The organism is Cocleimonas flava (assembly GCF_004339015.1).
In the GTDB taxonomy this organism is placed as follows: Bacteria; Pseudomonadota; Gammaproteobacteria; order Thiotrichales; family Thiotrichaceae; genus Cocleimonas; species Cocleimonas flava.
On the sequence record NZ_SMFQ01000002.1, the window covers coordinates 982,129 to 995,473 of the forward strand.

13 protein-coding genes are annotated in these 13,345 nt (G+C 38.0%); 9 read left to right on the forward strand and 4 right to left on the reverse strand.

Going from position 1 to position 13,345, the window contains the following annotated elements:
* The first annotated feature begins 39 nt into the window (after positions 1-39).
* Both EV695_RS04520 and EV695_RS04525 read left to right on the forward strand, forming a co-directional pair.
* Complete coding sequence (locus tag EV695_RS04520) at positions 40-756, forward strand: aspartate/glutamate racemase family protein (RefSeq protein WP_131904710.1); 717 nt, start codon at positions 40-42, stop codon at positions 754-756.
* A gap of 21 nt (positions 757-777) precedes the next feature.
* Entirely contained in the window at positions 778-1,134 is a 357-nt protein-coding gene (locus tag EV695_RS04525) for a DUF1304 domain-containing protein (RefSeq protein WP_131904711.1), read from the forward strand.
* 36 nt (positions 1,135-1,170) lie between these two features.
* Here EV695_RS04525 and EV695_RS04530 read toward each other — a convergent pair whose 3' ends face one another.
* Together EV695_RS04530 and EV695_RS04535 are read right to left on the reverse strand one after the other, a co-directional pair.
* Complete coding sequence (locus tag EV695_RS04530; RefSeq protein ID WP_131904712.1) at positions 1,171-1,551, reverse strand: YbaN family protein; 381 nt, start codon at positions 1,549-1,551, stop codon at positions 1,171-1,173.
* Positions 1,552-1,601: 50 nt separating this feature from the next.
* Complete coding sequence (locus EV695_RS04535) at positions 1,602-2,321, reverse strand: glutamine amidotransferase-related protein (RefSeq protein WP_131904713.1); 720 nt, start codon at positions 2,319-2,321, stop codon at positions 1,602-1,604.
* Positions 2,322-2,554: 233 nt separating this feature from the next.
* On the opposite strand from EV695_RS04535, the gene EV695_RS04540 reads away from it, so the two are divergent.
* The 3 genes from EV695_RS04540 to EV695_RS04550 all read left to right on the forward strand — a co-directional run bounded on the left by EV695_RS04540 (position 2,555) and on the right by EV695_RS04550 (position 7,296).
* Positions 2,555-3,286: a fimbrial biogenesis chaperone gene (locus EV695_RS04540; protein WP_131904714.1), complete on the forward strand. Its 732-nt coding sequence runs from the start codon at positions 2,555-2,557 to the stop codon at positions 3,284-3,286.
* A 66-nt stretch (positions 3,287-3,352) separates the two neighbouring features.
* Positions 3,353-6,610, forward strand: a complete 3,258-nt coding sequence (locus tag EV695_RS04545; protein WP_131904715.1) for a fimbria/pilus outer membrane usher protein — start codon at positions 3,353-3,355, stop codon at positions 6,608-6,610.
* Positions 6,611-6,807: 197 nt separating this feature from the next.
* Positions 6,808-7,296, forward strand: coding sequence for a hypothetical protein (locus EV695_RS04550; protein WP_131904716.1), 489 nt, complete (start codon positions 6,808-6,810; stop codon positions 7,294-7,296).
* Positions 7,297-7,392: 96 nt separating this feature from the next.
* On the opposite strand, the gene EV695_RS04555 is transcribed toward EV695_RS04550, so the two are convergent.
* Together EV695_RS04555 and EV695_RS04560 are read right to left on the reverse strand one after the other, a co-directional pair.
* Complete coding sequence (locus EV695_RS04555; protein WP_131904717.1) at positions 7,393-7,659, reverse strand: YcgL domain-containing protein; 267 nt, start codon at positions 7,657-7,659, stop codon at positions 7,393-7,395.
* On the reverse strand, positions 7,656-8,291 hold the full coding sequence (locus EV695_RS04560) for a hypothetical protein (RefSeq protein WP_131904718.1): 636 nt from the start codon (positions 8,289-8,291) through the stop codon (positions 7,656-7,658). The genes EV695_RS04555 and EV695_RS04560 overlap by 4 nt, the downstream gene beginning before the upstream one ends.
* Before the next feature lie 439 nt (positions 8,292-8,730).
* Here EV695_RS04560 and EV695_RS04565 point away from each other — a divergent pair, with 439 nt between their 5' ends.
* From EV695_RS04565 to EV695_RS04580, 4 genes are all read left to right on the forward strand, one after another.
* The gene (locus EV695_RS04565) at positions 8,731-9,498 is read left to right on the forward strand and encodes a DeoR/GlpR family DNA-binding transcription regulator (protein WP_131904719.1); all 768 of its coding nucleotides are present in this window, start codon (positions 8,731-8,733) and stop codon (positions 9,496-9,498) included.
* 140 nt (positions 9,499-9,638) lie between these two features.
* Positions 9,639-11,135 (forward strand): glycerol-3-phosphate dehydrogenase, encoded by a 1,497-nt coding sequence (gene glpD, locus EV695_RS04570; protein ID WP_131904720.1) that lies wholly within the window; start codon positions 9,639-9,641, stop codon positions 11,133-11,135.
* A gap of 40 nt (positions 11,136-11,175) precedes the next feature.
* Positions 11,176-12,255 carry an ABC transporter ATP-binding protein gene (locus EV695_RS04575; RefSeq protein ID WP_131904721.1) on the forward strand — a complete coding sequence of 360 codons (1,080 nt, stop codon included), beginning with the start codon at positions 11,176-11,178 and terminating at the stop codon, positions 12,253-12,255.
* On the forward strand, positions 12,255-13,343 hold the full coding sequence (locus EV695_RS04580) for an ABC transporter ATP-binding protein (RefSeq protein ID WP_131904722.1): 1,089 nt from the start codon (positions 12,255-12,257) through the stop codon (positions 13,341-13,343). The genes EV695_RS04575 and EV695_RS04580 overlap by 1 nt, the downstream gene beginning before the upstream one ends.
* Positions 13,344-13,345 lie beyond the last annotated feature (2 nt).

A 13,345-nucleotide genomic window follows, 5' to 3' on the forward strand; every position in this document is an offset into this window, starting at 1 on the left:
ATAGATTGGCTCCCGAATAGTTAATAAAGGTTATGAAAGATGAAAACAATAGGTTTGTTAGGCGGAATGAGCTGGGAGTCTACAGAGCTTTATTACCGTTGGATAAATGAAGGGATAAAACAAAATCTTGGCGGATTACATTCTGCCAAGATTGTTTTGCACAGCGTAGATTTTTCAGAAATTGAAAAACTTCAGCATCAGGGAAAATGGGATGAAACAGCTGAAATACTAAAAGCTGCTGCTCAGGGATTAGAAAAAGCAGGTGCTGATTTTATACTGATATGTACCAACACTATGCACCTTGTTGCGCCGCAAATACAACAAGGCATTTCTATTCCGCTTTTACATATTGCTGATGCGACGGCAGAAGAAATTGTAAAACAAGGCCTTAATAAAGTTGCTCTCTTAGGCACTGGTTTTACCATGGAGCAGGATTTTTACAAAGGCCGTTTGATTAGGGAGTATGGCTTGGATGTGATGGTTCCAAACGAGCAAGATCAACAAATCATTCATCAAATTATTTACGATGAGTTATGTTTGGGAAATATCGCAGATTCATCAAGACAGGAATATTTGCGGATTATTGATTCCTTAGTGGAACAGGGTGCTGAAGCGATTATTCTTGGGTGTACTGAAATTACATTGCTGGTTAAACCGGAACATACAACTGCCCTACTTTTTGATACAACAAAAATTCATGCACTTAAAGCTGTTGAAAAGGCTTTGTTAGGCTATTGTAAGACTGACGTTAAATAAATTTTTCTCTGAGTAGTCTTTATGCAAATGCTAGCCATAGGTTTTACCGCACTGGTAATCGTTCTACACATCTATTTTTTAGTCCTGGAAATGTTTCTATGGGATAAACCAATGGGACGAAGAGTATTTGGTTTAACTCAGGAATTTGCCACCCAATCAAAAGCAATGGCGGCCAACCAGGGTTTATATAATGGTTTTTTAGCAGCTGGACTAATCTGGGGTTTAAGCCTCGGTGAAAGTGGGCGCTCTATTGTTATATTCTTTCTTACTTGCGTGATAGTTGCGGGAATATTTGGCGCACTGACAGTGAGTAAGAAGATTGTTGTGTTTCAGGCACTACCTGCGTTTATTGCTTTGGTATTTACTTTGTTGTTATAAAAAACTGCTTCAAAGTAGGGGGGTGGCTTAAGTAAATTAATGATCTTGTTTTGGTTGTTCAGGTCTTGTGACTAACCAGATAGCAATTACACTTAAGACAATAGCTACCCCTGCTCCGGCCATAAAGGCTGGCTTTGCAAAAAACTGAAACAAGATATAACTAATAGACATGCTAACAACGGCCGCTATTTTACCCTTTCTTGAAACCACGCCATGCAGCATGAAAGCTTCTATCTGAGAGCCATACTTAGCGTTGTCATACACTTTTTGCATGAGCTCAGGCGCACCGCGAGACCAGAGCCAAACGGCAATAATCCAAAATACGACTGTTGGAAGTAATGGCACAAACATCCCAAGAAAGCCGATAGCAAAGCTTAGCCAACCCAAAACTATATAGGTGTATTTTCTCAGTTTCATGTAGTTAGCGGATTTATCCTGTTGAAAGAAGATAGATAGTAGTTTGTAAATTATGCACGAGAGTTCTTAATAAAATCCACCATCCAGGAACCAACGGTTTTACCATCGACCTCTTTCTTTAATGACTCAATAGCGGCATTAGTAGTGTTTTCACCAATGCGATCTAATCGATTTGTAATTAAAGTTTCTAAATATTCTTTTGAAAATTCAGGGTGTCCTTGAAACGTAACAACAGAATTTAACTGAAACCCTGCAATGGGACAGAAGTCACTACCAGCAATTAATGTGGCGTCTTTCGGCATTTCCACTACTTGATCTTGATGACTAGCGCGCATAGATATTGATTCCAAAGGATTCTTCTTCATCCATTCTTGTTGGTTTTTAATTTGCCATTGGTGTACACCAACACCCCAACCTTTATCTGTCGCTCTTTCTACTTTACCGCCCAATGCTTCGGCAATGAGTTGATGACCGAAGCAAATACCAACTGTGGGTATTTGAGCCTGATATAGATCTTTCACCAAATCTTTGGCTTTATGAATCCAGGGAATGTCTTCAAACGCACTAAACTTACTACCAGTAATTATGTAGCCGTCACACGCATTCAAATCTATAGGAAACTGATCAGCCGTTAAATCGTATACGCTGATTTCAATCTCATCATCTTGAGATAGAACTAAATCAGTAAACATATCCTGATAGTCACCATGATCTTTGATTAAATCATCTGCAACGTGATCGCATTGAAGTATTCCGATTCTGATTTCCATGTTTTATAACCTAGAGCAAGATTGAATTTTAAGGTCTAACGCCTCTCAAGCGTATCATAGAGTTAAACGAGAAATGAGTACAAGCCAACTAAGCTATTAAACAAAAGAAAAATTAGAAAAAATAAATATGGTTAAGCCTAGGTAAAGAAAACGCGTTGTATATTGATTTCAGTAACGTTTAGGATTGAGCGTGCTTAAGAAAAAATAACAATAATACAAGCCGGATGTAAACAATGAACAATATGGACAACAAAAATAACACCTTCCTGATTAAAACTATTATTAGTGTTTTCTTTTTACTCATGACTTTAAGTAGTCATGCACTACAGATGAATCCTTTATCGTTGGTGCTTAAGCCATCTGGCGGTGGCGCAAAACAATCTGTTAGAGTTTCTAACGAAAGTAACAAGCCAATCGCGGTTCAATTTAGTGTTACCACTAGACAACAAATCAATAATAAAGAAGTCAGAAAGCCTGCCGATAAGGATTTCATGATTTATCCTCCGCAAACAATTATTCCTGCTAACTCCACTCAAAGAGTCAGAGTTGAATGGTTGGGTCCAGGACAATTACCACGTGAACAAGCATATCGATTAATTGCAGAACAGGTTTATGTGTCACTCGAAGAGAAAAATACAACGGGTGTAAAGATGTTGATGACACTCGTAGGTGCTTTGTATGTTCAGCCAAATGGAACAAAAAGTAACTTAGTAGTTAAAGGTGTTCAGCGTCAGGGAAATAAGTTGGCGATTACTGTTGCAAACACAGGCAATAAGCACCAGCTGATGCGTTACGCTACATTGATTTTACGCAATGGTGGACAAACGATCCAACTCAAAGGCAATCAGATTTTGGGGCTGGAAGGCAATAATGTTCTAGGAGGAGCGACAAAGCGCTTTTTCATACCATTACCGAAGAATTTCAGGGATGGAGCGTGGAAAGCTGAAATTAAGTACCCTAAATAACAATTCATTAACTGATTCACCGCTATACAACGGCTCCTTATCGATAAACGCGTGAATTAATTAACAATGAACCAGCAAATCACCCATTGTAGCGTTATCAAAGTTACTTCATGGGTTGCTGGTTTTTTATTGTTTGTTTTCCCGGTTTTTTTACCATTTTTAACTGTATCAGCCGATGAAATATCAGATGCTGAAATTGCTGCCTTTTATCATCGTCTGACTTCTGCCGAGAAATCTTCAACTCAAGCAAAAACAAAAGCGTCTCAGCAACAAGTTACTGTTACTCAAAAAAGTAAGCTTCTTTTAAATAAAGAGATGCCATCGAAAAAGCGTAAACAAACACGTACTGCAGGTCCAAAAATCACTGATGATTTAAATAAAAATGACCCTGCTTTAATTGCTTTCTTTGAAAGTCTAAATATCGAAGAAGCTATTCCTGTAACAGAGACAGATGAACCAATAACACCTACTGTTATAAAGAAAACCGAATCAGTTTACGAAAAAACCATAAATAATCAGGCAGATAATCTTTATGTCGATATAGATGATAAAGGTAAAGCCACCCCCCCACTTATAGCCAATAAAATTATTAAAACTCCAGCTAGAGTTGAAGTACTCAGTAGTACCAGGGAAGAGACCGTAACCACTAAAGCAGAAAGTACGCTTCCATCCTCTCAAAATACAAATACAACAGCCCTTTCAAGTCAGGGAGTAAGTGATGATAAACAAGAAAGTTCTCCAAAATCTGCTAAAGCAAATGATTTAAATGCATTATTTGCAAAAGCATTCGGAAAAAAGACAGTCAGCACACCTAAAGAAGTCACAGCAGAATTGAGAGTGAATAATTCTACTAAGGGTGAATTAAAGCTATTTAGTAATGATCAAGGCGTGTTGGATAAAGTAGAAACAGAGCCATTACTTGTTTTACTCAAAGATGTATTGAAAGAGCATGTCTATTTTCGAGTAAACGAAAAACTGAAGACACAGAAGAAAACCCAGTTTGCTGTTTTAAGTGAAATGGGAATTGATGCCGAATATAACCCCACTAATTTAAGTCTCGATTTAAACATCAAGAATGAATTAAGAAGGCCCAATATTCTGTCCATGATCAGTAAAAAGAAAGCATCAGTCAGAAGCGAAAATAAAATTAAGGCGAATGAGATCAGTTCTTTTATTAATGCTTACACAACTGTCGGCTTCAATTCTCAAAACGAAAGTGACACTGACTTCAAAATGAAACTGGAAGGTAGCTTGAATATTGGAGATAAAGTATTAGAAACAACAGTCGATGTACGTGATGAAGAATACACCTTTAGCAATACTACGCTGACGTTTGACCAACCTGAAAAATTAAAACGTTTCACCTTAGGCAATATATCTTCCGGTAATAGAAACTTTCAGGAAAACCTTTCGCTCAATGGCATCAGAGTCAGCAAAGAGTTCTTTATGGATCCTGAGTTGCAGATAAGACCACAAGCGAATGAATCACTGGTTCTTGATTCAGACTCGGAAGTTGAAGTATTCATAAACAATCAATTAATCCGTCGTTTTTACTTAAAAGAAGGGGTTTATTCTTTAGAAGATATTGGTCTATATAACGGTGCAAATAATATACGGGTTCGTATAAAAGATGAGTTTGGAAAAATCACAGTTAAAAGTAGTGAGCAGTTTTATGATTCTCATTTACTAAAATCGGGCCTGTCTCTGTATGCTTTCAGTGTCGGTTATTTGAGTAATGAAGAAGGTTACACTAACGATAGTTTAGAAGACGAATTGATCCTAAGTGGCTACTATCAAAAAGGTTTAACAAAAGACCTTACATTGAGCGTAGACGCTCAAATCACCCCTAATAGTTACTTATTGGGAACTGAAGTTTTAACATCTGTGGCTTTAGGCTCAATAAAGAACAGTTTTGCCGTCAGTGGCGGTGCTGATAATCAGGATACAGGTTATGCGACAAGCTTCGAGTTTAGACCCAATAGGAAAAGAGAATATATTAGTCTAGATACCTTACGCGAAGATATGCTCGGACTTGAACCACCGATAAATGACTTTCTGAATGGTTGGACAATTACGGGCGAATATCGAAGTGAAAACTTTTCACAAATTAATGAAGTGCAATTAGATACGGTTGATGAATTAGGCAATATCGTAGAAGTAAGCAATCAACGTCTAAAGTCGAATTTGCAAACGAACTTCAGTTTGAACTTAAGTGAAAAGTGGAATGGTTATTTAAACCTTGGAATATCCGATTACTATGATGCCGATGAAAATATCTATGCAAGCCTGAATACCACCAGGCGATTTGATAATGGTGTGTCTCTCAGTTTAGGTGCGCGATATGACAGTGAAGATGATTTTTCAATGAGCATGCAGCTCTCTGTTCCTTTATCACATAAATCAAGCCGTCGAAAAAAGAGTCTCGATGTATTAGTGAATACCAAAGACAGCACTCTAGAATCGAAATTAAGTGTAAAACCAACAAGTTTAGTGGGCACAAACAGTTTGGCAGGGTCTTTAGAACATTATCAAGATGATGATACAAGACAGCAGAATCTTAACGTTCAATACAGACACAACAGATTTGAATCTACATTCGCTGCACATAATAGATACAGTATGTCTGATAGTGATAACACGCAGCAATTAACTGTTGGCTTTAATACCAGTTTAGCCTGTGTGGGTGGAAACTGCGCAACGTCTTATCCTATCAATGATAGTTTTGCATTGGTTACGGGGCCATCTAACCAGGAAGCCCCTATAGCAATAAATAACGGCAATAATCGTTTTAGATACTCTGAAGATAATGATACTGGTTTGCCCGATAACTATACGGCTTTAATACCTGGTAAAGGTGATAGCGCAATTGTGCGTTTAGATTCTTATCGATATCAAAATATTAATATCGATGAAAGCACCCTACCTAATGGTTACGATACTGAGAAAACAGAATTTGAAGTATTACCAAAGTATCACCAAGGATTCTTGATTAAAGCAGGCGGAGAACCACAGACTATATTAGATGGGATGTTAGTTGATACTGCTAATAAACCTCTAGGCTTTAAAGGTGGTCAATGGATACCTGTTAGTTCTGCTGTAAACAGTGAAGCAAATGATGCTGGGACAATCGATGCAAAGAATAAAGAAGCGAAGACTATTGCCTTCTTCTCTAATAAGGCAGGTAGATTTAGAGTCATCTCGATGCCCGCTGGAACATATAAGTTAGAATTATTCGATTATCCTGATATGAATGACATTCAGATTAGCGTTCCTGATTTGAAAGGAAAAGTTCATCAAGTCGGTAACTTAATTATAGATGAATAACCAAAACCCCATTGTATAGCCATTTTAACATTATGTTATAGACATACGGTAGAAAACTGAATGATATGTTCAGGAAACGTTCAGCTAAAAATGCATAAGATATATCCAAGGTCACAATATAAAAATTACTAGTTACCTTTTACAAACTAAAGCAACAAACCAAAACAAACCCTTTACAATAAAAAATAGGAAAAACAATGAAATTCACTAAGTCTATTCTTGCGTCTGCTGTTCTTTTAGCAACTAGCTCATTCGCTATTGCGGCATCAGATACTACAGAAATTGAAATTAATGTAACTAAAGATGCGTATGTAAACCTAACAGGCAGCCTTTCTGGAACTACCGCGGTAAGTCTTGCTGAAGCTGATGTAAATGGTGCGACAACTAATCTTGGTACACTAGGAACAGAAGCAAATACAACGGGTGGTTGTGTGGTAACTGTTACTTCAGATAATGATTTTAGATTACAGCATAATACAGATGCTGCTTTGTACTTACATGGTTCTGATAACTACTCTGTAAACTGGGCAGGTACTACTTATACGTCAGGTGCTACTAACACTGCAACATTAACCACATGTAATAATGCTGCAAGCGCATTTAACATGATTTCACCGGCAATTACTGGAGTTGTATTGGCTGGTACTTATTCTGATACTTTAACTTTAGAAGTTGTAACTCAGTAGTACAGATAAGTTATAAGTTGAAGCAATAATTGCTTCAATGAAAAAAGCCGCATCGAAAGATAGCGGCTTTTTTTATGGAACAAAATTATGTCTAGATCAGTTTAGAGATTCATTGTTTCCAAAAAGCTCACTTTTGGCAGGGGGCATCTGTAAAAAATAGCCATTTTCTTTTAGTATTCTTAATACTTCTTCTGATTCCGCTTTTACTAGTTTACGGTCTTTGCTTAGGTCAAACTCAAAAGAGAATACGAGTTCACCTAATAATTTCATTAAAGACTCAGGCACATCATCGAAATTGTCTTTTTCAACGAGGTAGAGGTACATACCTTGTTTTTTATTACTGCGGTATACATAACAATTCATCGGTTTGCTTTCTTCACCATAAGCAATACTTGTTTAATTGTGGCAATCGGAATTTCATTTTCATACTCTCCTTCAACCACCACACTACTCGCACTTACTGTTTTAATTCGACCTTCAATCTCTTCATTTTGTTGATTGGTTATTTTGACTATACGGCCTTGTAATGTACTTATTTGATTAACGGGTACTGGGTCAAAATGCATCGAATATAACGCTTTGCTAGGTAGGCCAAGCATCTTGGATTCATCAATAGGGTTGTATTGTGTTCTTGAAGAAGTGAGGTTGTTTGAGGCATTACCGTTGTTTGTAACAATGCGCTGCGTATTATCTGCACTGCGTATTACAGTTTCTGCAGAAATATTATTTCTTTGAGCAAGGTAATTATTAACAGTTTTATTGGCCCCCAGGATCCATGATCCACCCGCAAGAACTAATCCTACTAGACCCATCAGGAACTTTCCTCTTCCTTTATCCCAAAGTGAAGGCAGTGTAACTACGTTGAGCACAGGTAATGCTGCGATTACTCCCGTCACAAAATGGTGTTTAAAGCCGGTAACTATATAAGTGAGATAACTCACTAAAAATAGTAAAACGCCAATGCCTAAAATAATGGTAAGTACTAGTTCGATCAAAAGATGTTCCCCTTTTGGGCATTATTGTACATGTTCGAGATTAATGTTGCATATCGAATACCCTTAAAAAACGCTTATAAGTGGGGGGGTGCCTTTAAATTTTAATAAGGTCCTGAAAAACAAAGCATTTAGGTTTTCATTAAATACATTTTGCATAATTTTCTTAAAAGAAAACTATGTTTTGGAAATGTTAAAGGGTTATTTAATATTTTGTTTGGTAGTTTTTATGATTATGATCCCCATAAAATATCTTCGTTTTACTTTCTCTTTTTAGCTTTAAAGATTAAATGTTTTTCAAAACTTTAATGTGTTTAGTCATTATATATTGTAAATCAATATCTTAAGACTGTTTTGACAAAGAGTGAAAATTTGCGTAATTTGTACAATTACAAAAAATCGAAAAGTAGAGTAAAAATAATATAAAGGGACATGTGGATTTATGTTTATTAGTAAAAGGCAAAATAAAATTCTCGATATGCTAAAAAAGCTGGATCAGGTTTCTGTTGAAGATCTGGTCGCTGAATTTAATGTGACTCCGCAAACTATTCGAAACGACCTTAACGAACTCGACAAAGCAAAAAAACTGGTGAGGGTTCATGGTGGAGCGAGACTGCTTAATAGTCGCGGCAATGTCGAGTATGAAGCAAGAAGACAGATCGCAGCATCACAGAAAGTACTGATTGGCAAAGCAGCGGCTGAAATGATTCCTGATAATGCCTCCCTCTTCATCAATATAGGAACCACTACTGAAGCATTCAGCGATGCGCTTGTTGATCATAAAGGCTTAATGGTCATAACCAATAATATCAATGTTGCCAGTAGGTTAAGACTGTATTTAGAAAATGAAGTGATAATTACTGGCGGTGTAGTAAGGTCATCAGATGGCGGAATTGTGGGTGAAGCTGCGGTTGATTTTATTGAGAACTTTAAAGTGGATTACGCCATTATTGGCTCTTCAGCAATAGACTCTGATGGTTCACTATTAGACTTTGATTTTCGAGAAGTAAAAGTAGCTCAAGCCATTATCAAAAATGCACGTCACGTTATATTGGTTGCAGATTCAACTAAACTTAAACGTAGCGCACCAGTGAGAATTGGTCACATCTCTCAAATAGATACATTCATCACGGATATCATTGACGATAATGAGTTTAGGGAAATTTGTGAGGAGTCCGAAGTAAAGGTTATCGAAGTAGAGGCGACCTAACGAGATTAGATAGCTTTCACAGTACTCAACAAGTCTTTTCTCATAGCTTTCGTTTGACATTCGTTTTGTTTTCAAATATCTTTCCTATTCGTTGTTTCTGAAGCAATTTCAGAAAAAGTAAAAATACATAGGAGAATGTATTGTCTGACATAGATGATATTTTCGTCATTGGTGGCGGAATAAATGGATGTGGTATAGCTCGCGATGCAGTTGGCCGTGGTTATTCTGTGCGTCTAGCTGAAATGAACGATCTGGCAAGTGGTACATCTTCCTGGTCATCAAAACTCATTCATGGTGGTTTGCGTTATCTGGAGTATTACGAATTCAGATTGGTGCGAGAATCCTTAGGTGAACGTGAAGTGCTTTTGAAAATGGCACCACATATCATTTGGCCGATGCGTTTCGTTTTACCCCATCACAGTGATATGCGCCCAGCCTGGTTATTGCGACTAGGTTTATTTCTTTATGATCACATCGGTAAGCGCAAGTTATTGCCCGGCACTTCTCAAGTTAATTTAAAAACGTCTGTTATAGGAAAACCGTTAAAAAAAATATTTTCAAAAGGATTTGAGTACTCAGATTGTTGGGTAAATGATGCTCGTCTTGTCGTTTTGAATGCACAAGACGCCCAAGATCGTGGTGCAAAAATAGAAACTCGCTCTAAAGTTGTCTATGCTTGTAGAGAGAAAGACTATTGGAACATTACGACAGAAGATGTTCGTACCGGGGATAGGAAACAGCATAAAGCTCGTTTGATAGTGAATGCTGCAGGACCCTGGGTAGATAAAGTGCTCGATGAAACGATGAGCAGCAACAACGCTAAAAATGTTCGACTGGTACAAGGAAGTCATATCGTTGTCCCAAAACTTCATAATCATGATAGAGCATATATATTTCAAAATAGCGACAATCGCATTATTTTTGCATTGCCTTACGAGAATGATTACACCCTGATAGGAACCACGGATCATGATTTCAAAGGTGATCCGATAAACGCCAAAATCACTGATTCTGAAGTTTCGTATTTATGTTCAGCAGCCAGTGAGTATTTCGAAAAACCGATCAAAATTGAAGATATCGTTTGGTCATATTCAGGTGTTCGCCCTCTTTATGATGATGGTGCAACAGAGGCACAAGAGGCGACACGAGATTATGTGTTACGTGTTGATGGCAAGGGTGATGAACCAAAAGTAGTGAATGTTTTTGGTGGAAAAATTACAACCTACCGCAGATTGGCAGAATCAATGCTCGAGAAAATTGAGGATTTGATCGGAAGTCGAAAAGAATCATGGACTGCTGATTCTTCACTACCCGGCGGTGATTTCGCAGTTTCTGACTATGATTTATTAGTAACAAAGCTAAAGGCTGAATTTCCTTTTATAGAAGAATCTTTGGCTCAAAGGTTGATTCGTTCTTATGGCACCAAAGCCTGGGTACTGATGGATGGTGCAGTAAAGCTTGAAGATATGGGACGAGACTTTGGTGGTTCGCTCACAGAACGAGAAGTCATGTATTTGATACAACACGAGTGGGCAGAAACCGCAGAAGATATTGTTTGGCGAAGATCCAAACTTGGTATTCGTCTAAGCGGTCAGGAAGTAAAAGAATTAGATAGTTGGCTACAACAACACCAATAAAACAAGCTAATTAATAAGCAATAAAGTAGAGGAGCTGGAATTGTTAGAATTGCGTAATGTGAGTAAAAAGGTAGGAAATACCTTTCACATAAATGATGTGTCTTTGAAATTAGAGAAAGGCTCTTTGAATGTCCTTTTGGGTCCGACGTTGTCTGGCAAAACGTCATTGATGAGATTAATGGCGGGCCTCGATAAACCTACATCAGGCGATATTCTCATGGATGGCGTTAGCGTGGTTAAAACGCCTGTGCAAAAACGTAATATTGCAATGGTGTACCAGCAGTTTATTAACTATCCAGCGTTTAGTGTGTATGAAAATATTGCCTCACCTTTGCGTGTTGCAGGTATTGATAAAGTAACCATAGATAAAAAGGTTCGTGAAGCAGCGGAATTGATGAAACTGACCCCTTATCTTGATCGTGGTGTTTTGTATTTATCAGGTGGGCAGCAACAACGAACAGCACTAGCGAGAGCCTTGGTCAAAGATGCAGAGCTTGTCTTGCTTGATGAGCCTTTAGCTAATCTGGACTATAAACTTCGTGAAGAACTGCGAATAGAACTGCCTCGAATATTTGCTGAAACAGGCGCTATTTTTGTATACGCGACTACAGAGCCACAAGAAGCTTTATTATTGGGTGGCGATACTGCAACGTTACATGAAGGCCATATTACACAGTTTGGTCAGACTATTGATGTGCACAATAAACCATCAGATTTAGTCACTGCTCAAACCTTTTCTGATCCACCCATGAATGTGATTCCGATGCAAAAGCAAGGCGCACAATTCGTCTTTTCTCAAGGTAATATTGACTGCCCTGAAGATCTATCTGGATTATCAGACGGTTCTTATAGTATTGGTATCCGCCCTCATCACTTATTGCTCAGTGAGCCTAAACAACCATCAGTGAAAGTTGTGGCACCCGTTTCTACTTCAGAAATTGCGGGGTCAGAGACGTTTGTACATGTGGCTTTTGATGACATTAAACTGGTGATTCTCACACACGGTGTTCATCGAGTAGATATCGGTGACCAAGTTCCGGTTTATATGGATCCAGCGAAATTTTTTATATTTGATGGAGAGAATAAACTTGTATCTGCTCCAAAGACGGGAGCAGCATAATGGCTCAAATTACACTTGATAAACTGGCGCACTCTTACTTGCCGAACCCAAAAACTGATCATGATTTTGCATTAAAAGAGCTTGATTATGCATGGGATGATGGTGGTGCTTATGCTCTTTTAGGACCTTCGGGGTGTGGTAAAACAACGCTCCTCAATATTATTTCAGGGCTTCTGGTTCCATCCAAAGGACAGATACTTTTTGATGGAAAAGATGTGACAAATCTACAGCCTGAGCAACGCAATATTGCTCAAGTTTTTCAGTTTCCAGTGATCTATGACACGATGACTGTACGTCAAAATCTAGAGTTCCCATTAAAGAATCGTAATGTGCCAAATGATGAAATATCAAAGCGCGTTGCTGAGATGATAGACATTCTGGATTTAAGTGATAAAGCAGATAGAAAAGCACGTGGTCTTACTGCTGACGAAAAACAAAAGATTTCACTGGGTCGAGGTTTAGTACGTTATGACGTGAACGCTATTTTGTTTGATGAGCCTTTGACGGTTATCGATCCGCACATGAAATGGCAACTTAGAACTAAGTTAAAAGATTTACATCGTCAGTTAGGTCATACCATGATTTACGTCACACACGATCAGACCGAAGCGTTGACCTTCGCTGATAAAGTTGTGGTTATGTATGAAGGTGATGTTGTTCAAATAGGAACCCCAGAAGAACTGTTTGATGAACCGAAGCATACCTTTGTTGGTTATTTTATTGGTTCACCAGGGATGAATATTTTACCTGTTGAGGTCAGTGGTAATCAGGCTAAATTAGGCAGTCATACTGTTACTCTTAAAGGCGCTTACCCAGATTTAACAGGGAAAATTGAGCTTGGCATTCGCCCTGAATTTTTATCCCTGACAAATTCAGAATCGGGAATTCCTGCACAAATTAATGGTGTTGAAGACATAGGCCGTTTCAAGATTGTACGAGCAAGCATTGAAGGCGTTGAATTAAATGTTGTACTAAATGAAGGGGAAAGTATTCCTGCTGAGCCTAAATTAATTTTCGAATCATCACGAATAAATATTTACCAAGATGATCATTTGGTTCGTTCTCTAGAAAATGGAAAAGGTATTTAGAT

Coding starts and splice junctions, on each gene's coding strand:
- EV695_RS04565 (WP_131904719.1), top strand. CDS start 8,731: ATGTTTATTAGTAAAAGGCAAAATAAAATTCTCGATATGCTAAAAAAG.
- EV695_RS04545 (WP_131904715.1), top strand. CDS start 3,353: ATGAACCAGCAAATCACCCATTGTAGCGTTATCAAAGTTACTTCATGG.
- EV695_RS04530 (WP_131904712.1), bottom strand. CDS start 1,551: ATGAAACTGAGAAAATACACCTATATAGTTTTGGGTTGGCTAAGCTTT.
- EV695_RS04555 (WP_131904717.1), bottom strand. CDS start 7,659: ATGAATTGTTATGTATACCGCAGTAATAAAAAACAAGGTATGTACCTC.
- EV695_RS04525 (WP_131904711.1), top strand. CDS start 778: ATGCAAATGCTAGCCATAGGTTTTACCGCACTGGTAATCGTTCTACAC.
- EV695_RS04550 (WP_131904716.1), top strand. CDS start 6,808: ATGAAATTCACTAAGTCTATTCTTGCGTCTGCTGTTCTTTTAGCAACT.
- EV695_RS04540 (WP_131904714.1), top strand. CDS start 2,555: ATGAACAATATGGACAACAAAAATAACACCTTCCTGATTAAAACTATT.
- EV695_RS04535 (WP_131904713.1), bottom strand. CDS start 2,321: ATGGAAATCAGAATCGGAATACTTCAATGCGATCACGTTGCAGATGAT.
- EV695_RS04520 (WP_131904710.1), top strand. CDS start 40: ATGAAAACAATAGGTTTGTTAGGCGGAATGAGCTGGGAGTCTACAGAG.
- EV695_RS04580 (WP_131904722.1), top strand. CDS start 12,255: ATGGCTCAAATTACACTTGATAAACTGGCGCACTCTTACTTGCCGAAC.